Origin of the sequence: Klebsiella sp. I138, assembly GCF_051131765.1 — a bacterium.
GTDB lineage: Bacteria > Pseudomonadota > Gammaproteobacteria > Enterobacterales > Enterobacteriaceae > Klebsiella.
Genome location: NZ_CP180447.1, coordinates 4,410,254 through 4,434,763 on the forward strand (window position 1 = coordinate 4,410,254; position 24,510 = coordinate 4,434,763).

16 protein-coding genes are annotated in these 24,510 nt (G+C 57.3%); 11 read left to right on the forward strand and 5 right to left on the reverse strand.

Annotated features, from left to right (window positions below):
- Positions 1-115: 115 nt before the first annotated feature.
- The 9 genes from bcsR to ACMYSK_RS20620 all read left to right on the forward strand — a co-directional run bounded on the left by bcsR (position 116) and on the right by ACMYSK_RS20620 (position 16,103).
- A complete protein-coding gene (gene bcsR / locus ACMYSK_RS20580; protein WP_434644258.1) occupies positions 116-304 on the forward strand; it encodes a cellulose biosynthesis protein BcsR in 189 nt (62 codons plus the stop codon).
- Between the two features lie 11 nt (positions 305-315).
- Positions 316-1,053: a cellulose biosynthesis protein BcsQ gene (gene bcsQ, locus ACMYSK_RS20585; protein ID WP_434638252.1), complete on the forward strand. Its 738-nt coding sequence runs from the start codon at positions 316-318 to the stop codon at positions 1,051-1,053.
- Positions 1,050-3,668 (forward strand): UDP-forming cellulose synthase catalytic subunit, encoded by a 2,619-nt coding sequence (gene bcsA, locus ACMYSK_RS20590; RefSeq protein WP_434638254.1) that lies wholly within the window; start codon positions 1,050-1,052, stop codon positions 3,666-3,668. The genes bcsQ and bcsA overlap by 4 nt, the downstream gene beginning before the upstream one ends.
- Positions 3,669-3,678: 10 nt before the next feature.
- Positions 3,679-6,045 carry a cellulose biosynthesis cyclic di-GMP-binding regulatory protein BcsB gene (gene bcsB, locus ACMYSK_RS20595; RefSeq protein WP_434638256.1) on the forward strand — a complete coding sequence of 789 codons (2,367 nt, stop codon included), beginning with the start codon at positions 3,679-3,681 and terminating at the stop codon, positions 6,043-6,045.
- A 3-nt stretch (positions 6,046-6,048) separates the two neighbouring features.
- Positions 6,049-7,158 carry a cellulose synthase complex periplasmic endoglucanase BcsZ gene (bcsZ, locus tag ACMYSK_RS20600; RefSeq protein WP_434638258.1) on the forward strand — a complete coding sequence of 370 codons (1,110 nt, stop codon included), beginning with the start codon at positions 6,049-6,051 and terminating at the stop codon, positions 7,156-7,158.
- Positions 7,140-10,619, forward strand: a complete 3,480-nt coding sequence (bcsC, locus tag ACMYSK_RS20605) for a cellulose synthase complex outer membrane protein BcsC (protein ID WP_434638260.1) — start codon at positions 7,140-7,142, stop codon at positions 10,617-10,619. Before bcsZ ends, bcsC begins: the two co-directional genes overlap by 19 nt.
- A gap of 315 nt (positions 10,620-10,934) precedes the next feature.
- A complete protein-coding gene (hmsP, locus tag ACMYSK_RS20610; RefSeq protein WP_434638262.1) occupies positions 10,935-12,944 on the forward strand; it encodes a biofilm formation regulator HmsP in 2,010 nt (669 codons plus the stop codon).
- Between the two features lie 156 nt (positions 12,945-13,100).
- On the forward strand, positions 13,101-14,387 hold the full coding sequence (locus ACMYSK_RS20615; protein WP_434638264.1) for a dicarboxylate/amino acid:cation symporter: 1,287 nt from the start codon (positions 13,101-13,103) through the stop codon (positions 14,385-14,387).
- A 219-nt stretch (positions 14,388-14,606) separates the two neighbouring features.
- Entirely contained in the window at positions 14,607-16,103 is a 1,497-nt protein-coding gene (locus ACMYSK_RS20620) for a M16 family metallopeptidase (protein ID WP_434638266.1), read from the forward strand.
- Positions 16,104-16,157: 54 nt separating this feature from the next.
- Here the strand turns inward: ACMYSK_RS20620 and ACMYSK_RS20625 are convergent, their stop codons facing one another.
- Entirely contained in the window at positions 16,158-17,087 is a 930-nt protein-coding gene (locus tag ACMYSK_RS20625) for a sugar kinase (protein WP_434638268.1), read from the reverse strand.
- A 193-nt stretch (positions 17,088-17,280) separates the two neighbouring features.
- On the opposite strand from ACMYSK_RS20625, the gene ACMYSK_RS20630 reads away from it, so the two are divergent.
- Positions 17,281-19,332, forward strand: coding sequence for an AsmA family protein (locus ACMYSK_RS20630; RefSeq protein ID WP_434638270.1), 2,052 nt, complete (start codon positions 17,281-17,283; stop codon positions 19,330-19,332).
- A 47-nt stretch (positions 19,333-19,379) separates the two neighbouring features.
- Here the strand turns inward: ACMYSK_RS20630 and ACMYSK_RS20635 are convergent, their stop codons facing one another.
- The 3 genes from ACMYSK_RS20635 to ACMYSK_RS20645 all read right to left on the reverse strand — a co-directional run bounded on the left by ACMYSK_RS20635 (position 19,380) and on the right by ACMYSK_RS20645 (position 23,024).
- Positions 19,380-20,702 (reverse strand): MFS transporter, encoded by a 1,323-nt coding sequence (locus tag ACMYSK_RS20635; protein ID WP_434638272.1) that lies wholly within the window; start codon positions 20,700-20,702, stop codon positions 19,380-19,382.
- Between the two features lie 270 nt (positions 20,703-20,972).
- Positions 20,973-22,004, reverse strand: coding sequence for an inner membrane protein YhjD (yhjD, locus tag ACMYSK_RS20640; protein ID WP_434638274.1), 1,032 nt, complete (start codon positions 22,002-22,004; stop codon positions 20,973-20,975).
- A 120-nt stretch (positions 22,005-22,124) separates the two neighbouring features.
- The gene (locus ACMYSK_RS20645; RefSeq protein ID WP_434638276.1) at positions 22,125-23,024 is read right to left on the reverse strand and encodes a LysR family transcriptional regulator; all 900 of its coding nucleotides are present in this window, start codon (positions 23,022-23,024) and stop codon (positions 22,125-22,127) included.
- A 119-nt stretch (positions 23,025-23,143) separates the two neighbouring features.
- Between ACMYSK_RS20645 and ACMYSK_RS20650 the strand changes: the two genes are divergently transcribed.
- The gene (locus ACMYSK_RS20650) at positions 23,144-23,902 is read left to right on the forward strand and encodes an SDR family NAD(P)-dependent oxidoreductase (protein WP_434638278.1); all 759 of its coding nucleotides are present in this window, start codon (positions 23,144-23,146) and stop codon (positions 23,900-23,902) included.
- A gap of 42 nt (positions 23,903-23,944) precedes the next feature.
- Here the strand turns inward: ACMYSK_RS20650 and ACMYSK_RS20655 are convergent, their stop codons facing one another.
- Positions 23,945-24,484, reverse strand: a complete 540-nt coding sequence (locus ACMYSK_RS20655) for a GNAT family N-acetyltransferase (protein ID WP_434638279.1) — start codon at positions 24,482-24,484, stop codon at positions 23,945-23,947.
- Positions 24,485-24,510: the final 26 nt, after the last annotated feature.

Sequence of the window (24,510 nt, forward strand, 5' to 3'; positions counted from 1 at the left end):
AGAGTAAACCTAACATTGAAATTAAAGGGTATCAGTTTTAGCATATATAGGTGACTTGAGAATGAGCCTTTTACACATCGGGTTTTATTTATGTGTTTTTTGAATGGACAGCGAAATGCCGGGAAAAGAGCCTGCAGTACCTTCAGATGCAACGCTGGGTTATACCTTTCAAAATGATTTCCTGGCTTTAAGCCGGGCATTTTCTCTGCCCGAAATTGATTACCACGACATTTCCCGGCGCGAGCAGTTAGCCGCGGCGCTGAAACGCTGGCCATTATTGGCTGAACTCGCAGAGAAAAAGTAAGGACGCCGTCGATGGCTATTCTTGGATTACAGGGTATACGCGGTGGCGTGGGCACCACGTCGATTACCGCTGCGCTGGCCTGGGCGTTACAGCTACTCGGTGAAACGGTTCTGGTGATCGACGCCAGCCCGGACAATATGCTGCGCTATTTTTTCAACGTTGATGCGACGCACAGTGATGGCTGGGCGCGCTCGTTGATTGACGGGCGCGACTGGCGTGACGCCGGCATCCGCTACACCTCGCATATCGATATTTTGCCCTTCGGTCTGCTGTCACCCGGGGAGAGAGAGAACGTCGATAAGCTGTATCCGACGCTGGAGCCTCTTGCCGGGATGGTGGAGAAGCTGGCCCAGCAGGGCGATCATCGCTGGCTGCTGCTGGATTTACCGGAAGGATATTCTCCGCTGACCCGCGCGCTGATTAGCGCCTGCGATCGCACGCTGGTGGTGGTGCATCCGGATGGCAACAGCCATATTCGTCTGCATCAGCAGGCGCTGCCGGCGAATGGCGATATTCTGATCAACGATCTGCGCGTCGGCAGCCAGCTACAGGAAGATTTATATCAGCTGTGGCTTGAGAGCCAGCGCCGTATTCTGCCGATCACGGTCCATCGTGATGAGGCGATGGCGGAATGCCTGGCGGCGAAGCAGCCGCTCGGAGAATATCGCCATGACTCGCTGGCCGCCGAAGAGATACTGACCCTCGCCAACTGGTGTTTACTGCACTATTCCGGCAAGGAGACGCAATGATGCGCCTGAGCACCTTGCTGCTGGCCCCCCCGGTCGCGGAACGTTTGAGCGAACGCTACAGCGACTATCGCCAGCACGGTGCCTCGTGGCTTTCCGCCGCGCTGGGCTGCCTGTGGGCGTCGCTGGCCTGGGCGCTGATGCCGCTGGAAACGCCGCGCTGGCAGGCGATTCTGACAAATCACCATGATTATTTTCCACATATCAATCCTCATCGCCCGCGCCTGCTGGACCCGCTGCGCTATCTGCTCCAGTCTCTGTGGCTACTGGCAACGCGTGTACCCGAGGCGGATAAAAAGGCCAACTGGCGGTCGTTTGTCGCCCTGGAAGGGGTGCACGGGCGCTACACGCAGTGGCTGGATGAACTTCCCGAACGGATGAACAACCGCACCGGCCATCTGAATAAACATAAAGAGCTGGCGCACGTCAGCCCGAAACTGCGCAAGACGATTCTTGGCGTGGTGGTGACGTTCTCTCTGGTGCTGGCGCTGCTGTGTATTACCCAGCCCTTTAACCCGCTTTCGCAGTTTATTTTCCTGCTGCTGCTGTGGGGCGTGGCGCTGCTGGTGCGCCGTATCCCGGGGCGTTTTTCTGCCCTGATGCTGATTGTTCTCTCGCTGACCGTCTCGTGTCGCTACATCTGGTGGCGCTATACCTCGACGCTGAACTGGGACGATCCTGTCAGCCTGGTGTGCGGTATCGTGCTGTTGTTTGCTGAAACCTATGCCTGGGTGGTACTGGTTCTGGGCTACTTCCAGGTGGTATGGCCATTGAATCGTCAGCCGGTGCCGCTGCCGAAAGATATGGCCGAATGGCCAACGGTGGATATTTTCGTTCCCACCTATAACGAAGACCTTAACGTGGTGAAAAACACCATTTATGCGTCGCAAGGTATCGACTGGCCGAAAGATAAGCTCAATATCTGGATCCTCGATGACGGCGGACGGGAAGAGTTTCGCCAGTTCGCCAAAGATGTTGGCGTGCATTACATCGCCCGAACGACCCACGAGCATGCGAAGGCCGGGAATATCAACAACGCCCTGAAGTACGCCAAAGGCGAATTTGTATCGATATTCGACTGCGACCACGTTCCGACCCGCTCCTTCCTGCAAATGACCATGGGCTGGTTCCTGAAAGAGAAAGAGCTGGCGATGATGCAGACGCCGCACCATTTCTTCTCGCCCGACCCGTTTGAACGCAACCTGGGCCGTTTCCGGAAAACCCCGAACGAAGGCACGCTGTTTTACGGCCTGGTGCAGGACGGTAACGACATGTGGGACGCGACCTTCTTCTGCGGCTCCTGCGCGGTGATTCGTCGCGGCCCGCTGGATGAGATTGGCGGTATCGCCGTTGAAACGGTTACCGAAGATGCCCACACTTCCTTGCGCCTGCACCGTCGCGGCTACACTTCCGCCTATATGCGTATTCCGCAGGCCGCGGGCCTGGCGACCGAGAGCCTTTCGGCGCACATTGGCCAGCGTATTCGCTGGGCGCGTGGCATGGTGCAGATTTTCCGACTGGATAATCCATTGTTTGGTAAAGGATTGAAGTTCGCCCAGCGGATCTGCTACGTCAATGCGATGATGCACTTCTTATCCGGTATTCCCCGGTTAATCTTCCTCATCGCGCCGCTGGCGTTTTTACTGCTGCACGCCTATATCATCTATGCGCCGGCGCTGATGATCGCGCTTTTCGTCTTGCCGCATATGATCCACGCAAGCCTGACGAACTCGAAGATTCAGGGTAAATATCGCCACTCTTTCTGGAGCGAAATCTACGAAACGACGCTGGCCTGGTATATCGCCCCGCCGACCTTTGTTGCGCTGATTAACCCGCATAAAGGCAAGTTCAACGTGACGGCGAAAGGGGGGCTGGTAGAAGACGAATACGTCGACTGGGTCATTTCCCGCCCCTATATCTATCTGGTGCTGCTGAACCTGGTTGGCGTGGCGGCCGGTATCTGGCGTCATTTCTATGGCCCGCAAAATGAAGTCCTGACCGTCTGGGTCAGTATCATCTGGGTGTTCTATAACCTGATTATCCTCGGGGGTGCAGTAGCGGTCTCAGTGGAGAGTAAGCAGGTCCGTCGCTCGCACCGCGTGGAAATGAGCATGCCGGCGGCGATTGCCCGCGAAGATGGTCACCTGTTCTCCTGTACCGTTCATGACTATTCCGATGGCGGTCTGGGGATCAAAATTCACGGTAAGGCGCAGGTGCTGGAAGGGCAGAAGGTGAATCTGCTGCTCAAACGCGGACAGCAAGAATATGCCTTCCCGGTCAGGGTTGCGCGCGTGAACGGCAGCGAAGTTGGTTTGCAGCTGATGCCGTTGACCAATCAACAACATATTGATTTTGTACAGTGTACGTTTGCCCGTGCTGATACGTGGGCGCTTTGGCAGGATAGCTTCCCGGAAGATAAACCGATGGAAAGCCTGCTGGATATCCTGAAGCTGGGGTTCCGTGGATATCGTCACCTGGCGGAGTTCTCACCGCCGTCGGTGAAGGTTATTTTCCGCTCGCTCACCATGCTGGTTGCCTGGATAGTCTCGTTTGTTCCCCGTCGGCCTGAACGTGCCGCGGCGATACTCTCTTCAGAACCAGAAATGGCTCAACAATGATGATAATGCGATGAAAAGAAAACTCTCCTTAATTTGTGCAGTGGCGGTGGGAATGGCTGGGTGGTATTCCTTCGCCTCTTTTGCGGAACCCACCACAGCGATTACTGCGGCACCGACGCCTGTGGCGGCGGATCCGGTAGCCGGCGCCCTGACGGCACCAGCCCCTGTCATCGCCCCTAATCAGCCGACGGCAACGCTTGCGGACCCCGCGGCACCTGCCGTGGTGATGGAGAATGTCCCAAGCCGCGACGTGAAGCTCTCCTTCGCCAGCATCGCTCCGGCTCCGGGCAGTATGATACTGCGCGGGGCGCATCCTGACGGTGCGGTAGAATTCGGTATGCGTAGTGATGAGGTCGTCACGAAAGCCCTGCTCAATCTCGACTATACGCCGTCACCCTCGCTGCTGCCGGTGCAGTCGCAGCTGAAGGTGTACCTCAATGATGAACTGATGGGCGTTCTGCCAGTCACCAAAGAGCAGCTGGGCAAAAAAGTCAGCGCGCAGATCCCTATCGATCCCCTGTATATCACCGATTTTAACCGCGTGCGTCTGGTGTTCGTCGGCCATTATCGCGATGTGTGTGAAAACCCGGCCAGCAGCACGCTATGGCTGGACATCGGGCGTGACAGCAACCTGGACCTGACCTATCAGGCGCTGGCCGTGCGTAACGACCTGTCGCACTTCCCGGTACCGTTCTATGACTCCCGGGACAACCGGCCTCTGACGCTACCGATGGTTTTCGCCTCCTCGCCGGATGCGCAGCAGCAGCAGGCTGCGGCGATCGTGGCCTCCTGGTTTGGCAGCAAAGCCGGCTGGCGCGGCCAGGCATTCCCGGTGCTGTTTAACTCCCTGCCGGATCGCAACGCCATCGTGTTTGCGACCAACGACAAGCGCCCGGACTTCCTGCGTGAACATCCGCCGGTGAAGGCGCCGACTATCGAAATGATCAACCATCCGGACAACCCGTACGTCAAACTGCTGGTGGTCTTCGGGCGTGATGATAAAGACCTGCTGCTGGCCGCCAAAGGCATTGCGCAGGGCAATATTCTGTTCCGTGGCAGCAGCGTGGTGGTCGATGACGTCAAAGAACTGCAGGCGCGTAAACCTTATGACGCGCCGAACTGGGTACGCACCGACCGTGAAGTCACATTTGGCGAGCTGAAAACCTACGAACAGCAGCTGCAATCCAGTGGCCTGGTGCCGGATTCGATTAACGTGGCGCTGAACCTGCCGCCGGATCTCTATCTGCTGCGCGCCAACGGCATTGATATGAAGCTGAACTATCGCTACACCATGCCGCCGATCAAAGACAGCTCGCGTATGGATATCAGCCTCAATGACCAGTTCCTGCAATCCTTCAGCCTGAACAGCTCTCAGGATGTGAATAATTTGATATTGCGCCTGCCGGTATTGCAGGGGTTGCTGGACGGGAAGTCTAACGTCAGTATCCCGGCGCTGCGCCTTGGGGCGATGAACCAGCTGCGTTTTGATTTCCAGTACATGAACCCGATGCCGGGTGGGTCTATCGATAACTGCATCACCTTCCAGCCGGTGCAGAACCACGTGGTGATCGGCGATGACTCGACGATCGACTTCTCGAAGTATTACCACTTTATCGCCATGCCGGACCTGCGCGTATTTGCCAATGCGGGCTTCCCGTATAGCCGGATGGCCGATCTCTCCGACACCCTGATTGTGGTGCCGCCTGCACCGACTCAGGGTCAGGTCGCAACACTGCTGGAATCCGTTGGCGGCATCGGCGCGCAGACCGGCCTGGCGGCGATCAATATGCAGGTCACCGATGATGGCACCAAAATTAAGGATAAAGATGCCGATCTGCTGCTGATTGGCGCGATCCCGCCGGCGCTGAAGGATGAAACCAAAATCAACCTGCTGGTCGATGCGACGAAAAGCTGGGTGAAGATGCCGATGCGTCATTACGATCTGCCGAGCATTTACCCGGATGATGATGCCAGAACGCCAAATACGCGTGCGGATATCACCTCCTCCGGGCCGATGGCGGCCATCATCGGCTTCCAGTCGCCTTATTACGATCAACGTAGCGTCGTGGCGCTGCTGGCGGATAGCCCGCGCGGTAACGAACTGCTGAACGAGGCGCTGAACGACAGCGGCAAGCGGGCGGTCATGTTCGGTTCCGCCGCGGTCATTCGCGAATCCGGGGTGAACAGCCTGCGCGTGGGCGACGTCTATTATGTGGGTCACCTGCCGTGGTTTGAACGTATCTGGTTTGCGCTGTCCAGCCATCCGGTGCTGCTGGCGATTCTGGCAGCCGTCAGCATTGTCCTTCTGGCATGGGTGCTGTGGCGTATGCTGCGTATTGTCAGCCGTCGTCGCCTCCACCTTGATGATGATGAGTAAACCATGATGAACCCGGTACGCGGAGTCATCCTGTCGGTTCTGATGCTGGCGGCGGTGCAGGTCAGCGCCGCCTGCCAGTGGCCGGCCTGGGAGCAATTTAAAAAAGAGTATGTGAGCACGGAAGGGCGGGTGGTTGATCCTGCCGATTCGCGCAAAATCACGACCTCCGAAGGGCAAAGCTATGCGCTGTTCTTCGCGCTGGCGGCAAACGATCGCGATGCGTTCGGCAAGCTGTTCCAGTGGACCCAGAACAACCTGGCGGCGGGCGATCTGCGTGCCCGCCTGCCGGGCTGGCTGTGGGGTAAGAAGAGCGATGAGTCGTGGACGCTGCTGGACAGCAACTCCGCGTCAGATTCCGATTTATGGATAGCCTGGTCGCTGCTGGAAGCCGGCCGTTTGTGGCAGGTGCCGCAGTATACCGAAGTGGGTAAAGCGCTGTTGTCGCGCATCGCCGATGAAGAAGTCGCGGATGTGCCGGGAATTGGGCCGATGGTGCTGCCAGGTAAAGTCGGTTTTGCCGATGATAAAGGCTGGCGCTTTAACCCCAGCTATCTTCCGCCGCAGCTTGCCAGCTACTTTAGCCGTTTTGGCGCTCCCTGGCCGAAGCTGCGCGACAGCAATTTACGTTTTCTGTTGGAGACGGCGCCCAAAGGTTTCTCTCCTGACTGGGTGCGGTATGAAAAAGGACAAGGCTGGCAGCTGAATGCCGACAAACCGATCCTGGGCAGCTATGACGCGATTCGCGTCTATCTGTGGGTCGGCATGCTGGACGACGGCGATAAACAAAAAGCGCGGCTGCTGGCACATTTTAAACCGATGGAAGCACAGACGGTTCGCCAGGGCGTGCCGCCGGAAAAAGCGAATATTGCGACCGGTAAAACAACCGGGAATGGTCCGGTCGGATTTTCAGCGTCAATGCTACCGTTTTTGCAAAACGATGACGCCCGGGCAATACAGCGCCAGCGCGTCGCAGACCACTATCCAGGCGCAGATGCCTACTATAGTGCAGTCCTGACTCTTTTTGGCCAGGGATGGGATCAACATCGTTTTCGTTTCACTGAGGGTGGCGAATTACGACCTGACTGGGACCAGGAATGCGTAAGTTCAGATTAAGTATTATCACGCTGTCTCTGGGGATCGCCCTGCTGCCGTTGGCACAGGCGGCGACAACGCCTGCCCAGGAGCATCTGCTGGAGCAGGTACGGCTGGGCGAGGCGAGTCATCGTGAAGATCTGGTTAAGCAATCCCTCTATCGCCTGGAGCTGATTGACCCGAATAACCCGGGATTCATTGCCGCACGAATGCGTTACCTGTTGCGCCAGGGCGATACCGCTGGCGCGAAAAAACAGCTCGACAAGCTGGCGACGCTGGCCCCTGATTCCGCAGAGCTGAAATCTTCCCGTAGCGAAATGAACCTCAATACCGGCGACGGGCGCCAGGAGCTTCAGCAGGCGCGCCTGCTGGGCGTCTCGGGGCGTGTCGAAGAAGGTGTGGCTGCCTTTGAAAAATTATTTGGCGGCGTGCCGCCCGATCAGACCCTGGCGGTTGAGTACTGGACGCTGGTGGCGCGTCTTCCTGCCCGGCATAAAGAAGCTGTCGCCCAGTTGAAGAAGCTGGATGCCAGCTCTCCCGGCAATGCTGATCTGCAGGCGGCGCTGGCCAAACAGATGTTCGCTGACAATAAACCGGCGGAAGGGTTTGCCTATTTAGAGCAAATGTCGCGTTCGGCCGCCGGTCGCGGTACCGCGGCCGATATGTGGCTCAGTGAAATCAAAGATATGCCGGTCAGCCGGGGCAGCGTACAGGAGTTGCAGCGTTTCCTGACCCTCTTCGCAACCGGCGAATCGGCAGCGAATGCCCGCGTGTTGCTCGCTCAGCAGCAGGCTCAACTTCAGGATCCGGCATTCCGCGTCCGCTCTGAAGGACTGGCGGCGGTCAAAAGTGATAACCCCGCTCAGGCCGTGGCCAGTTTACAGCAGGCCGTTCGCGCCGATGCCAGGGACAGCGATGCCGTGGGCGCGCTGGGTCAGGCCTACTCGCAGCGTGGCGACAGAGCCCGGGCCGTCGCACAGCTGAACAAAGCGATCGCCATGGATCCGAAAAGCCCGAATCGCGATAAATGGGACAGCCTGCTACAGACGAACCGCTACTGGCTGCTTATCAAACAGGGCGATAACGCGCTGAAGGCCGGGCAGTTGGATCAGGCGCAAAATGACTATGCTCAGGCACAGCGGGTCGACAACACGGACAGCTATGCGGTTCTCGGGCTCGGTGACGTGGCGGCGGCGCGCAAAGATAATGCCGCAGCGGAGCGTTATTATCTGCGTACCCTGCGGATGGATCGCGGCAACAACCTGGCGGTTCGCGGGTTGGCTAACCTTTACCGTGCTGAATCGCCTGAAAAAGCCAGCGCGTATATCGCCAGCCTGTCGCCGGCTCAGCGACGCAGCATTGATGATATCGAACGTAGCCTGACCAATGAACGGCTGGAAAAACAGGCCGAAGCGCTGGAGAGCCAAAGCAACTGGGCGCAGGCGGCAGAAGTGCAGCGCCGACGCCTGGCGCTTGATCCGGACAGCGTATGGATTACCTACCGCTTATCCCGTGATTTGGTCAGCGCAGGCGAGCAGGCACAGGCCGATACGCTGATGCGTAATATGGTTAGCCGCAAGCCGGGCGATGCCGAACGAGTTTATGCCTGGGGCCTTTATTTATCCGGTAATAATCAGGATGACATGGCGCTGGCGCAGATCAACGCCCTGCCGCGCAGCCAATGGACGGATAACATTCGTGAACTGGATGCGCGCCTGCAGAGCGATAAGGTGATACGTCAGGCGAATCAACTACGCGACAGTGGCCAGGAAGAGCGCGCAATCGCCCTGATTCAGCAGCAGCCGCCGCTGGTACGCTACGAGCTTACGCTTGCGGACTGGGCGCAGCAGCGCGGTGATAACCAGACGGCGATTGCCCAGTACAACGCGGTGCTGAGTAAAGAAGCCGATAACGGTGATGCTCGTCTGGGGCTGGCCGAAGTCTATCTTGCTGAAGGCGATAAAAATGCCGCGCGCGCGCAGGTCAGCCAGCTGAAGGACGGTGAGGCTGACTCCATCAATATGCAGCGGCGGGTGGCCCTCGCGAACGCTGGCTTTGGCGATACCGCCCAGGCCCGGCAAATTTTTAACCGTATTATTCCGCAGGCAAAAGCACAGCCGCCGTCAATGGAAAGTGCGCTGGTGCTGCGCGATGCGGCCCGCTTCCAGACCCAGAACGGCCAGCCGCAGCAGGCGCTGGAGAGTTACAAAGACGCGATGGTGGCTTCTGGCGTGACCACGGTTCGTCCGCAGGATAACGACGCCTTTACCCGCCTGACCCGTAACGACAGCAGCGATGACTGGTTGAAGCGCGGGATCCGCAGTAACGCTGCGGATCTGTATCGCCAGCAGGATCTTAACGTCACCCTGGAACATGATTTCTGGGGCTCCAGCGGCACAGGCGGCTATTCCGATCTCAAAGCGCACACCACCATGCTGCATGTGGATGCGCCGCTCGCCGACGGACGGATGTTCTTCCGTACCGACCTGGTCAATATGGACGCCGGTAGCTTCTCAACGAACAGCGACGGTAGCTATTCGCCAAACTGGGGTACCTGCGGTGAAATCGCCTGTACCAGCGGCAGCAAGAACCAGAGCGACGGTGGGGCCAGCGTTGCGGTAGGCTGGAAGAACGCGACCTGGAGCGGTGATATTGGCACCACGCCGATGGGCTTTAACGTGGTTGATGTGGTGGGTGGTCTGAGCTACAGCAACGATCTCGGGCCGATTGGCTATACCCTCAATATGCATCGTCGGCCGATTTCCAGTTCCCTGCTCGCCTTTGGCGGACAGAAAGACAGCAGCAGCCATACCGGGACAACCTGGGGCGGCGTGCGTGCAGACGGCGGCGGCGTGAGCCTGAGCTACGATAAGGGCGAAGCCAGCGGCGTCTGGTCTTCCCTGGGCGCCGATCAGCTCACGGGGAAAAACGTGGCCGATAACTGGCGCGTGCGCTGGATGACCGGGTACTACTATAAAGTCATCAATGAAGATAACCGCCGCGTCACGGTTGGCCTGAACAATATGCTCTGGCACTATGACAAAGACCTGAGCGGCTATACCCTGGGCCAGGGCGGCTACTACAGTCCGCAGGAGTATATCTCGTTCGCCGTGCCGGTCACCTGGCGTCAGCGTACCGAAAACTGGTCCTGGGAGCTGGGCGGATCCGTCTCCTGGTCCCACTCGCGCACCAAAACCATGGCGCGCTATCCGTTACTGAATTTGATTCCCTCAGAATACCGTGCCGATGCCAGTCAACTGACGGAGGAAGGGAGCAGCAGCCAGGGCTTTGGTTATACCGCCCGGGCGCTGGTTGAGCGGCGGGTCACCGGAAACTGGTTCGTCGGGGCAGCGGTGGATATTCAGCAGGCGAAGGATTATACCCCGAGCCATGCGCTGCTCTACGTTCGCTACTCGGCAGCCGGCTGGCAGGGTGACATGGATATGCCGCCGCAGCCGCTGGTTCCTTATGCGGACTGGTAGCAGAATAGCCTGAATTACGCGATCGGGCGTCACTCCACCCGCCTGTTCGCGTATACTCGTCAAACTTCGCTCGTTTTTGTCAACACCGGCCGTTTTTCCCCGGTGGCGCAGCCCTTACCGGGAGACCTGGCCGGAGCGGCCGTGTCGCCGTGTAGACCGGACCAGGCATCAGCCGCAATCCGGGAAAATAACCTGAAGACATCACTTCACGCCTTACGGGCGCGGGCGAAGGATTTAAGTATATAATCAGCCTGAAAACGACCGGTTTTGATGGAACTAAACCGGGTATGTGTTAAGTATCAGTGGAGAACACAGTTGCGCGTCAGCCGTTCACTTACAATTAAACAGATGGCGATGGTCGCGGGCGTGTCCATGGCATTTGTATTGGTCTTTTGTTCTATTTTGCTGTTTCACTTTGTGCAACAGAGTCGCTTCATTACGGCCACGCAATTAGAAAGTATCGCTCGTTCCGTTCGCGAACCGCTATCGGCGGCTATCCTGAAAGCGGATATCCCCGAGGCGGAAGCCATCCTGGGTCGTATTCAGCCTGCTGGTATTGTCAGCCGGGCTGATGTCGTGTTGCCTAATCAGTTTCAGGCGCTGCGGATGCGTTTTATCCCGGAGCGTCCGGTGCCGGTGACGGTCACCCGTATTTTCGAACTCCCGGTACAGATATCGCTGCCGATTTACTCCCTGGAAAGACCGGCTAACCCGCAGCCGATAGCCTATCTGGTGCTCCAGGCCGACTCCTGGCAGACCTACAAATTTGTCATGAGCGTGCTTTCTACGTTAGTGACTGCTTACTTCTTGCTGGTACTTGTTCTGACGGTATCTATCACATGGTGCATTAACCGGCTGATTGTGCGACCGCTGCGTAAGCTTGCCCGCGAGCTCAATGATGTTTCGCCCCAGGACCGGCTCGGGCACCAGCTGACGCTGCCGCGACTGCATCATGATGATGAAATTGGCCTGTTGGTCCGTAGCTATAACCGCAACCAGCAAACCCTGCTGCGCCAGCACGATGAACTGACGTTGCAGTCCACTCGCTTTCCGGTATCCGAGCTGCCGAATAAGGCTTTTTTAATGGCCCTGCTGGAGCAGACGGTCGCCAGGCCGCAAAGCTCAGCGCTGCTGGTCATCGCCTGTGAAACGTTGCAGGACACGGCGGGGGTACTGAAAGAGACTCAGCGCGAGATCCTGCTGTTGACGCTGGTGGAGAAGCTGCGGGGGATTATTCCATCGCGGATGGTGCTGGCCCAGATTAGCGGCTATGACTTCGCCATTCTGGCCCACGGGATGAGCGAGCCGTGGCACGCGGTGACATTAAGTAAGCAAGTGCTCACTGTTATTAATGAACGACTGCCGCTACAGGGGATTCAGCTGCGCCCCTGCGCCAGCGTGGGGATCGCGATGTTTAACGGCGAACTGAGTGCGGAACAGCTCTATCGTCGGGCATTTTCTGCCGCCATCGCCGCACGGCATAAAGGTAAAAACCAGATTGAATTCTTCGACCCGGCGCAAATGGAAAAAGCCCAGCGTCGGCTGATGGAAGAACACGATATCCTGACGGCGCTGGATAATCATCAGTTCGCTATCTGGCTCCAGCCGCAGATAGAGGCCGCCAGCGGTGACGTCTGCGGAGCGGAAGTGCTGCTCCGCCAGCGCCAGACGGACGGCAGCTGGTCGCTCCCCCCTGATTTGATTGAGCGTATTGAAGCCTGTGGGCTGATGGTACCGGTGGGCCACTGGGTAATGGAAGAAGCCTGTCGCCAGCTGGCCGCATGGCAAAGCCAGGGGATCATGTTGCCGCTGTCGGTGAACGTTTCGCTGTTACAGCTGCTGCACCACGATCGTGGCACGGAGATGCTGACGTTACTTGAACGCTACCGTATTGCGCCGGGAACGCTGGTGCTGGAGATTACGGAAAGCCGTCATCTGGACGATCCACAAACGGTGGTGTCGCTGCTGCGCCCGCTGCGCGATGCAGGCGTGCGGATTGCACTGGATGATTTTGGCATGGGCTACGCCGGGCTGCGTCAGCTCCAGCATATGAAATCCCTGCCGGTGGATATCCTGAAAATCGATAAAGCCTTTATTGATATGTTGCCGGAGGATACCAGCATGGTCCCGGCGATTATCCAGCTGGCACGCGGGCTTAATCTGCGCATCGTGGCAGAGGGGGTCGAAAAGCAGCCGCAGTATCACTGGCTGCAGGCGGCGGGGGTGGATGTGGTTCAGGGGTTCCTGTTTGGCTGCGCGCTGCCGCAGGAGGCTTTTATGGCGCAGTTCTTGCGGGGCACTGATGAAGAGGGTGAAAGTCTGTAACGCGAGTGTGAACTTATGCGTGTCAGCTCAAAGTTTTTAACAATTCCGTTGCATTATTGCGGTTAGTTATTTCTGAAATGTTTCCCTGGTGTTACTTTTAAGCCACAGACACCCAATACCCCTTCAAGGTCTGTGGTTTTACCCAAAGGACACCCTATGAAAACCTCTCTCTTCAAAAGCCTCTATGTGCAGGTTTTGTCGGCCATTGCCATCGGTATTCTGCTGGGCCATTTCTACCCGGAACTGGGCGCGCAGATGAAACCTCTCGGCGATGCCTTCGTTAAACTGATTAAAATGGTTATCGCACCGGTTATCTTCTGTACTGTTGTCACAGGGATTGCCGGGATGGAAAGCATGAAGGCCGTCGGTCGCACCGGTGCGGTGGCGCTACTCTATTTCGAAGTGGTGAGTACCGCTGCGCTGATTATCGGCCTGATCATTGTTAACGTGGTGCAACCCGGCGCCGGAATGAACGTTGACCCGGCGACCCTTGATGCCCATGCCGTAGCGGTCTACGCCGAGCAGGCGAAAGAACAAGGCATCGTGGCTTTCTTGCTGGATATTATCCCCGGCAGCGTCATCGGCGCCTTCGCCAGTGGGAACATCCTTCAGGTTCTGATGTTTGCCGTGCTGTTTGGCTTTGCGCTGCATCGCCTGGGAAGCAAAGGCCAGCTCATTTTTAACGTCATCGAAAGTTTCTCGCAGGTCATCTTCGGCATCATCAACATGATTATGCGCCTTGCGCCGATCGGTGCCTTCGGGGCCATGGCCTTTACCATCGGTAAGTACGGCGTGGGTTCGCTGGTGCAACTGGGTCAGCTGATCGTCTGCTTCTATATCACCTGTATCCTGTTCGTGGTGGTGGTACTGGGTTCTATCGCCCGGGTGGCCGGCTTTAGCATTTTCAAGTTTATCCGCTATATCCGTGAAGAACTGCTGATTGTGCTCGGAACCTCTTCGTCTGAATCCGCGCTGCCGCGCATGCTGGATAAGATGGAGAAGCTGGGCTGTCGTAAATCGGTGGTGGGACTGGTGATTCCAACCGGCTACTCCTTTAACCTGGATGGGACCTCGATTTATCTGACGATGGCGGCGGTCTTTATTGCCCAGGCGACGAACAGCCATATGGATATTTTCCACCAGATTACCCTGCTGGTTGTGCTGCTGCTCTCCTCAAAAGGCGCAGCGGGTGTGACGGGGAGCGGCTTTATCGTTCTGGCGGCAACCATTTCTGCGGTGGGGCATTTACCGGTCGCTGGCCTGGCGCTGATCCTCGGGATTGACCGCTTTATGTCTGAAGCCCGTGCGCTGACTAACCTGGTAGGCAACGGTGTGGCGACTATCGTCGTGGCAAAATGGGTCAAAGAACTGGACAGCAAACAGCTGGACGATGTCCTGAATAACCGCGAGCCGGCCAACAAATCGCACGAATTATCCTCTTAAATCCTTCTGTTAGGCCCGTTGTCCTTGCTGGACTCCGGGCTCCTGCGCATAATTAGGTATCATTCCCCGGAGCAGGGGAATGATACGAAATGATTATTTTACGTCTCCGTGCGACATTTTCATCTCCGCGTGGTCTAACCGACGTACTTCGTTCACCATATTTTTGGCAGCCCGCGCGCGGGTTGCTTTTGTAACCAGGAATGTTCATCAGGGGTTCACATGCAGGGCACAAAAATTCGACTGTTAACGGGTGGTTTGCTGATGATGGCAGCAGCCGGTTATGTGCAAGCAGAAGCGCTCCAGCCGGACCCGGCCTGGCAACAGGGGACTCTCGCGAATGGGCTACAGTGGCAGGTTTTAGCTACGCCTCAGCGTCCTAGCGATCGTATTGAAGTCCGCCTGTTCGTGAATATTGGCTCGCTGAGTGAAAGCACTCAGCAGAGCGGCTTTAGCCACTTTATCCCTCGCCTGGCGTTGACGCAGAGCGGTAGCCTGCCGACGATGCAGGCGCGTTCGCTCTGGCAGCAAAGCATCGATCCCAATCGTCCGCTACCGCCCGCGATCGTCTCGTACAGCTACACCATGTTTAATCTCAGCCTGCCGAATAACCGCAATGACCTGCTGAAAGAGGCGTTGAGCTGGCTGTCGGATACCAGCGGAAAGCTGGTGGTGACGCCGGAATCGGTGAATCATGCCCTGCAGGGGGATGATATGGTTGCCACCTGGCCGCTGGACACTAAAGACGGCTGGTGGCGCTATCGTCTGAAAGGTTCCACCATGTTGGGCCATGACCCAGGCGCTTCGCTGAAAAAACCGGTCGATATTGCGCAGCTGAAGGCGTTTTACCAGAAATGGTACACCCCGGATGCAATGACGCTGATCGTGGTGGGTAACGTCGATAGCCGCAGCGTAGCGGAACAGATCAGCAAGAACTTCGGCGAGCTGAAAGGTAAACGCGAAACGCCGGCTGCGGTACCGACGCTGGCGCCGCTTCCGACGACGCCGGTCAGCATCATGACCAATACGGTGCGTCAGGATAAGCTGTCAATCATGTGGGATTCCCCGTGGCAGCCGATTCGTGACTCGGTGGCACTGCAACGTTACTGGCGTGACGATCTGGCGCGCGAAGCGCTGTTCTGGCACGTTCAGCAGAGCCTGAGCAGAAACAATGCCAAAGACGTGAACCTCGGCTTCGATTGCCGGGTACTGTATCAGCGTGCCCAGTGCGCCATTAATATTGAATCACCGGGCAATAAGCTCAATGCAAACCTGACAGCCGTCTCTCGTGAACTGGCGAAGGTGCGCGATAACGGCTTGCCGGAAGAAGAGTTTGATGCCCTGATTGCGCAGAAAAACCTGGAACTGCAAAAGCTGTTTGCGACCTACGCGCGCACCGATACCGACATCCTGATTAGCCAGCGCATTCGTTCGTTGCAAAACCAGGTGGTGGATATCGCGCCGGAGCAGTATCAGAAGCTGCGTCAGGAGTTTCTGGATTCTCTGACCGTAGATATGCTGAACCAGTATCTGCGCCAGCAGCTGTCGCAGGATATGGCGCTGGTGCTGCAACAACCGCAGGGCGAGCCGGAATACAACATGAAGGATCTGAAGGCGACATGGGAAAGGCTGATGATGCCTGCCCCGGCAGCCGCAGCCAGCGGCAGCAGCACTGCGGAAGTGCATGGCGACGCCTCGGATATTCCCCCCGCACAGTAATCCAACCGCGGCCCGGGAGCTTTCCTGGGCTGCGGCGCGAACGTGTTGTCCGGGTTACTGCGGCATCGCTTCGCGCGGGATAATGGCCCCACGATACTGAATGACCGTGCTGGCCGTCAGATGGCCTCGTCTGGCGGCAGACTCAGCATCGCCGCCGGTCAGGCGTACCGCCAGATAACCGGCGCTAAACGAGTCACCTGCCGCAGTGGTATCTACCACGCGCTCTTTTGGCAGCTTCACGGCCGGTACATCCAGCAGCGGTTGGCCGGCGATGGCCACCAGGCATGAATCCGCGCCGCGCTTCACCACCACTTCTTGTACGCCTGCGGCATGAGTGCGGGCGATGACCTCATCGACCGGCTTTTCACCCCACAGCGCATCTTCGTCATCCAGCGTCAGGAAAGCGATATCCGTGCAGGCCAGCATGTGCTGATAGACCTGCCGGGTCTCTTCCTGGCTGGCCCACAGACGTGGCCGATAGTTATTATCAAAAATGACCTTCCCACCGTTCGCACGGCATTCGCACAGCAGCGTCAGCAGTTTTTCGCGGCTGGACGGGCTGAGGATGGCCAGGCTTATCCCGCTGAGATAGAGGTAATCAAAGGTTGCCAGCTCTTCACAGATGGTGGCGGCCTGCTCGCTCTCCAGCCAGAATTTTGCCGCCGCCTCATTGCGCCAGTAGTAAAACGTGCGTTCGCCGGTATCGTCGGTTTCGATGTAGTACAGCCCCGGTAAACGGTCGGCCATACGCTGAATCAGATCCGTGTGGACGTTTTCCTGCTGCCAGGCATCCAGCATCTGCTGGCTGAATGCATCCGTACCTAGCGCGGTAACGTAGTGCACGGCGAGCGCGCTGGCATCGGTCTGACGCGCAATATAGACGGAAGTGTTTAAAGTATCGCCGCCAAATCCGCGGTTTACCGCCGCGTTTTTCTCTGACAGCTCAATCATACATTCGCCAATGACGGCAATTTTTTTAGACATAATCATGACCTGAGATGGAATCGAATGAGCGCTAGTGTGCGCCGCGCTGTTTTTATGGTCAATTATATTAAAACAATGTTCCATTATTTTTTTGACCTGACGCGCGTAATGTGACGAAAAGCGCATTTGTCAGAGCAAGATGTGCTTTTCAACTATATTCAGGACTGACGAGACGCAAAGGAGCGGAGAGGGGATGACCAGAACCCGTAAAACGATTGCCATTATCTCGGGAGCGATACTTGTATCGATCGTTCTGTTTTTCATCGTGCTGGCGACCTTTGACTGGAACCGGCTGAAGCCCACGATTAACCAAAAGGTGTCTGCCGAGCTGAATCGCCCATTTGCGATTCGCGGTGACCTGGGCGTGGTCTGGGAGCGCCAACCTGGCGAGCGCGGCTGGCGGAGCTGGATCCCCTGGCCGCACGTTCATGCCGAAGATATTGTTCTCGGCAACCCGCCGGACATCCCTCAGGTCACCATGGTGCATCTGCCGCGGGTTGAAGCCACTCTGGCACCGCTGGCGCTGCTCACCAGAACCGTTTATCTGCCGTGGATTAAGCTGGAACAGCCCGATGCCCGGCTGATTAGGCTGACGGAAAAAAATAATAACTGGACCTTTACGCTGGCCTCCGGCGCCGCTTCCACCGATCAATCCACCCCTTCCAGCTGGTCTTTCCGGCTGGATAATATTCTGTTCGATCGCGGGCGGATCGTCATTGATGACAAGGTGACGCGCGCGGATATCACGATCCTGGTCGATCCCCTCGGCAAGCCGTTGCCTTTCAGTGAAGTGAGCGGTGAGAAAGACAAGGAGGGGGCAGAAAAAGCCGGAGACTACGTTTTTGGCCTGCAGGCGAAAGGGACCTACCACGGACAGCCGTTGCAGGGTAGCGGAAAAATCGGCGGCATGCTGGCGCTGCGCAGCGAGGGCGCGCCCTTTCCGCTGCAGGGGGACTTTCGCTGCGGCAATACCCGGGTTGCCTTTACCGGTACGGTCAGCGATCCCCTCAATCTCGGGGGCGTGGATCTACGCCTGAAGTTCTCCGGCGATTCGCTGCGGGATCTGTACGACCTGACCGGCGTAGTGCTCCCGGATACGCCCGCTTTCTCAACCGATGGACATCTACGAGCCACCTTTGACCAACGCAAAGGAGCGCAATTCGCCTATCGTGATTTTAACGGGCGTATTGGCGAGAGTGATATCCACGGCTCCTTAACCTATACCACCGGTAAACCGCGGCCGAAGCTGGAAGGCGATGTTGCTTCGCGCCAGCTGCGGCTGGTGGATCTCGGGCCGCTCATTGGTGTGAATGCAGCTACAAAAGCCCGCGGGGGTGAACAACGTAAAGGCGCGGCCTCAGCGCAGCCCGCGGGGAAAGTGCTGCCCTACGATCGTTTTGATACCGATAAATGGCAGCTGATGGATGCCGATGTGCGCTTTAAGGGCGGGCGAATTGAGCACGGAGGTACGCTGCCGGTAAGCGATCTTAGCACTCATGTGCTCCTTGAACAGGGAGACCTGCGCCTGCAGCCGCTGCGCTTTGGTCTGGCGAACGGTACGATAGCCGGCAGCCTTCATCTTCAGGGCAATAAGAAACCGCTGCAGGGAGAAGCTAACCTGCAGGCGCGGCGCCTGAAGCTCAAGGCCCTGATGCCGAAGGTCGAGATGATGCAGAAGACGCTCGGAGAGATGAATGGCGACGTGCAGCTGCGCGGGAGCGGCAATTCGGTGGCGGCGCTGTTAGGCAACAGCAACGGCAATCTGAAGTTGCTGATGAACGATGGCCTGATTAGCCGCAACCTGATGGAAATCCTCGGCCTGAACGTCGGTAACTATGTTATCGGGCAGATTTTTGGCGATGATGAGGTGCGGGTGAACTGTGCGGCGGCAAACATCAATGTGGTAAACGGCGTGGCGCGACCGCAGATTTTTGCCTTTGATACCGAAAATGCGCTGATTAACGTCACCGGTACCGCCAGCTTTGCGTCAGAACAGCTCGACCTGACTATCGACCCGGAAAGTAAGGGGCTGCGTATCATTACCCTGCGTTCCCCGCTGTATGTGCGCGGAACCTTTCAATCGCCGGATGCCGGGGTGAAGGCTGGCCCGTTGATAGCCCGTGGCGCGGTAGCGGCGGCGCTGGCGACATTAGTCACGCCCGCCGCAGCGCTACTGGCGCTGGTGTCGCCTGCGCAAGGGGATGCGAACCAGTGTCGGGTCATTTTATCGCAGATGAAAAAATAAACCGGTGGGAGAAAGAAGCCCGACGCAGAGCGTCGGGCTGGGAGGCATTACAGCGACTGATGGCGCGTTTCGTGGGTCAACAGCAGCGCGATAAGCGTCAGTCCGGCCATCGCCGCCAGGTAGAGCCCGACCGCCGTCAGGCCGTAGTTACCCTGTAGCCAGGCGGCAATATACGGTGCAACAGAGGCGCCGAGGATCGACGACACGTTATATGAGAACGATGCACCGGTATAGCGGACTTCCGTCGGAAACAGCTCCGGCAGCAGCGCGCCCATCGGGCCGAAGGTCAGCCCCATCAGGCTCAGGCCCAGCAGCAGGAAGGTGAACACGAGAACCGGCTGGCCGGAGCCCAGCAGCGGTTTAAAGGCAAACAGGGCGAAGAGAATAATCATCGAGGTAATCACGATCATGCTCTTACGGCGACCAAATGCATCCGCCAGCAGGCCCGCCACCGGCACCATCACGCCGAAGCCAATCACCGCCATCATCAGCATCCACAGCACTTCATTACGCGGCAGGCCAAGGCCAACCGGCGCCGCGCCGGTGCTGAACGTCATGGAATAGACGGTCATGATGTAGAACAGGGTGTAAGTGGCCAGCATGATAAAGGTGCCGAGAACGGTCACGCGCACATGCTTTGTCAGCAGCGTCCCCAGCGGGATTTTTACCTGTTTCTTCGCCGCGGCAATTTTGGCGAAGACCGGGGTTTCGTGCAGCGAAACGCGCACGTACAGCCCGATAATGACCAGTACGGCAGAGAAGATAAACGGTACGCGCCAGCCCCATTCCATAAACTGTTGGTCGGTCAGCAGCCAGGAGAGCAGCAGGAAGGTGCCGTTGGCGAAGAAGAAGCCAATAGGCGCGCCGAGCTGCGGGAAAGAGCCGTACAGCGCCCGTTTGCGCGGCGGCGCGTTTTCAGTTGCCAGCAGCGCCGCACCACCCCATTCACCGCCCAGTCCAAGACCCTGGCCAAAGCGCGCCAGCGCCAGCAGCATTGGCGCGAGAATGCCGATGCTCTCGTAGCCGGGCAGCAGGCCGATAATGACGGTAGAAATCCCCATGGTCAGCAGCGAGGCGACCAGCGTGACCTTACGACCGACGCGATCGCCAAAGTGGCCAAATAGCGCCGAGCCAATCGGGCGGGCAACGAAGGCAATCGCGAACGTCGCCAGCGACTGTAGCGTGGCAGCGGCCGGGTCACCCTGTGGGAAGAAAATATGCGGGAATACGATTACCGCGGCAGTGGCATAAATGTAAAAGTCGAAGAACTCAATGGCGGTGCCGATGAGAGAGGCGACGACGACTTTATTGCGCGAGTTAACCGGGGCGGTTTCCTGCGGATTGTCGAGTGTGGTGGCTGTGGCTTGCATAAATCTTTCTTATTTTTTAGCGAACGAAAGGTCATATAGCCACAGCAAAAGGGACATTTCAATCTGTAACAGAGTGCGCGGGAGGCGAAAAAATGAGCAAAAAGCGGATAATTTGCGTGCCACAAAAATAGCTTCTATGAAATGCTTCACACAAATAAAATAATGGCAGATAAAACCAGGTTTAAGTTAAATAAAAGTTACACGTTGGATTTATCTGCTGAAATGATGATGAGGGCTGAATATTGTGCCTTTATTCAGCCCCCCAGGGCCTCAGTCGTGGGCTTTGCCCGGCATGCGGCGGTCATCCTTGTATTCTGCCGTGGCTATCCACGCCGCGCAGAAGAGCGTCAGGCGGGCGAAGAAATAGAAGAATGCCATCAGGCCTAATACGGAGCCAAAGGCGGCGCCGGAAGGTGATTTCACCAGCGCAGGCAGCGTCCAGGTCATGATCATTTTGATGATTTCAAAACCGATAGCCGCAATCAGGGTGCCGCGAATTAGCGCTTTGCGCCGCGGACGGTGGCGCGGCAGACGCCAGAAGATCCAGAAAAACAGCAGGTAGTTGGCGAAGATGGAGATGGCGAGGCCAATCAGGCGCCAGGCCGGTTTCAGCCACTCAATATTATCGAGATAGAGCGCGGAGATGATCATCTGCTGTGCGGAGCCGGAGACGGAAGTTATCGATAAGGTCACCACCAGCGCCACCAGCAAACCAATCAGCGAGATAAAATCACGGAAGTATTTTATCCAGATTTTTTCCTGATCCTGCGGCGTCCGTTCCCAGACGTCGCGCGACTGGGCGCGAATCGCTTCTCGCAGGTTGCCCATCCAGTTAATACCGGAATACAGCGCCACCAGCAGACCAACCAGGCCAACGGCGGTGCGCTGCTGGACGGCGGTATTAATGGTGTTTTTTAGCGTAGCGGCCAGCGTCGGGTCGCTGACGTTAAGCAGGATTTTATCGAAAATGTCCTGGAGCAACGTCGGGTGCCAGGCCAGAACAAAACCGGCGGCGGCGAAGGAGACCATCAGAATGGGGATCATCGACAGGAACGAGAAGTAGGTGATGGCCGCGCCGAACTGGTTGCCCATCCTGTCGTTAAAACGTTCGGCTGCGCGCAGCAGGTGCGCAATGATCGGGTTACGCTGCACTTTCTCTGCCGTCCCGGTGACGGTCTTCAGCGCCTGATTTGCCTTCTGCGCCACGGCAGAGTCGTTGATGGCGGCCAGAGGACTTTTGCTTTTAACCGGCGGCTGGCCCGGATCCTGGGTCGGGCGTTTCGCATCATTTTCCGATGTCATCAGTTATTTCTTCCTTTCTTTACAGCGAGATTCTTCAAAATTATATACGTAAAATCCGTCACGGACCTGCGAAGTGCCCAATTGATAACGCATGGCCGGCCGGAAAAAGGGCGGGATGGTTTAATCGACGTACACTTTCATCACGCTACCCAGCCACTCCATGAACAGATGTACCCGCCGGGAAAGATTGCGTCGGTGCGGATAGATTAACGATACCGGCAGCGGTTCTGCGCGGTACTGCGGCAGGATGTCAATCAGCTCGCCGGTGCGCAGCGCTTCGCGCACCCCGGTGCGCGGAACCTGGATAATCCCCAGCCCGGCCAGGCAGGCAGCCTGATAGGTTTCCGTACTGTTAACGGTGAGCGTACCGCCGGTTTTCACCCACCGGACCACCCCATCGCTCACCACTTCAAACCCCAGCGGGCGTGCGCCTGGCGTGCTGGAATAGTGGATCAGGGCGTGATCGGCCAGATCGTCGAGAGAGGTCGGGTAGCCAAACCGCGATAAATACTGCGGACTGGCACAGTTAATTTGCGTCAGTTTGCCCAGCGGGCGGGCGATCAGGCCGGAATCTTTCAGCGTACCGACGCGCACCACGCAGTCAAATCCCTCACGAATGACGTCGACCAGCCGATCGCTGCTGCTTAGCTCCAGCTCAATTCCCGGGTACTGCTGGAGAAAAGCCGGCAGACGCGGAATGATCAGCTTCCTCGCCAGCCCGACCGGCATATCCACCCGCAGACGGCCGCTGATGCTGGACGGATCGTGCTGAAACATGCCGTCCAGCTCATCAAGATTGCTCAGCAGGTCCCTGGCGCGCTCGTAATAGACCATCCCGTCCTGGGTAAGCTGCACCCGGCGGGTGGTGCGGTGCAGCAGGCGTACGCCAAGATGATTTTCCAGCGCCTGAATCTGGCGCGAGACGCTACCTTTAGGAAGACTCAGCGTCTCGGCGGCGCGGGAAAAGCTCTCCAGTTCTGCGACGCGGATGAACAACTGCATTGCGTGAATTTTATCCATACTGAAACTCTATTGTTGTTTTCAGTGGAACAGTAAAACGTAATTTAGCGTATTTATTGTTTTACTGTCAGCCAATAAGCTCTTTAACCAGACAAACACAACTGAGAAGGGGTTTTCTGATGACACAACGTATCGCTTTAGTGACCGGCGGCAGCCGTGGACTGGGAAAAAATGCGGCGCTTAAGCTGGCGGAGAAGGGAACCGATATTATTCTTACCTGGCATAGCAACCGGCAGGCGGCCCAGGAAGTTGTGGATGAAATTGAACAAAAAGGGGTTAAAGCAGCGGCATTGGCGCTTAACGTCGGCGATACTGCAAGTTTTGAGGTTTTCGCGCAGAATGTGGCTCAGCTGCTGCAACAGCACTGGCAGCGCGACACCTTTGATTATTTATTAAACAACGCCGGAATCGGCTTAAACGTCCCTTTTGCCGAGACCAGCGAAGCGCAATTTGATGAACTGATGAACATCCAGTTTAAAGGCCCGTTCTTCCTGACCCAGCGCCTCCTGCCCCTGCTGGCGGATAAGGGACGTATCCTGAATGTTTCGAGCGGGCTGGCCCGCTTCGCGCTACCGGGCTATTCCGCTTATGCGGCAATGAAAGGGGCCATGGAGGTGCTGACCCGCTACCAGGCGAAGGAGCTGGGCGCGCGCGGGATTTCCGTCAATATTATCGCGCCCGGCGCAATAGAAACGGATTTCGGCGGCGGAATGGTACGGGATAATGCACAGGTTAATCAGCATATTGCTGCGCAGACGGCGCTGGGGCGGGTTGGCCTGCCGGACGATATCGGTGATGCGATTGCGGCGTTGCTGAGCGATGATCTGAGATGGATGAACGCCCAGCGCGTTGAAGTCTCCGGCGGCATGTTCCTGTAATTGCGACAGCCTCTTCGGTAACGGGGAGGCGTATCGTTTAGCCTATATCTCCAGCGTATGATAATCACGGCGTAGCAGGCCAAACAGCCAGTCGTTGTGCCAGCGACCGTTCAGCCAGTAGCATTCACGCAGCTCTCCCTCCTGCAGGAAACCCGTTTTCTGTAGCAGATTTCGCGACGCCATATTTCCGGCGGTGACGGTGGCGGTGAGCCGACGCACGCCGCCGGCGTTAAAGGCAAAATCACACAGCGCACGCAGCGATTCATAGCCATAGCCGCGCCCCTGAGCATCCGGTGTAAACAAAAAACCCACTTCGGCGCAGTCGCCTTCATGGTGCCGGTAACCGGTCATACCCAGCGGTATGCGGGTTTCCCGGTCTCGCACAATCAGGCACAACCACTGCTTTGACCCCGGCGACCATGGCGGAATGCGCGAATCGAAGGCCTCGCGGATTTCAGACAACGGACGCGCGTCGGCAATATAAAGCATCACCTGCGGATCCCTCTGCAGAGCGAGAAAAAAAGACCAGTCCTCCAGCTTCAGCTGTGTGCAGTGCAGCCGTGGCGTAAGCAATTCGGTCATGAAAACGATTCCTGCGAGGTGTGATG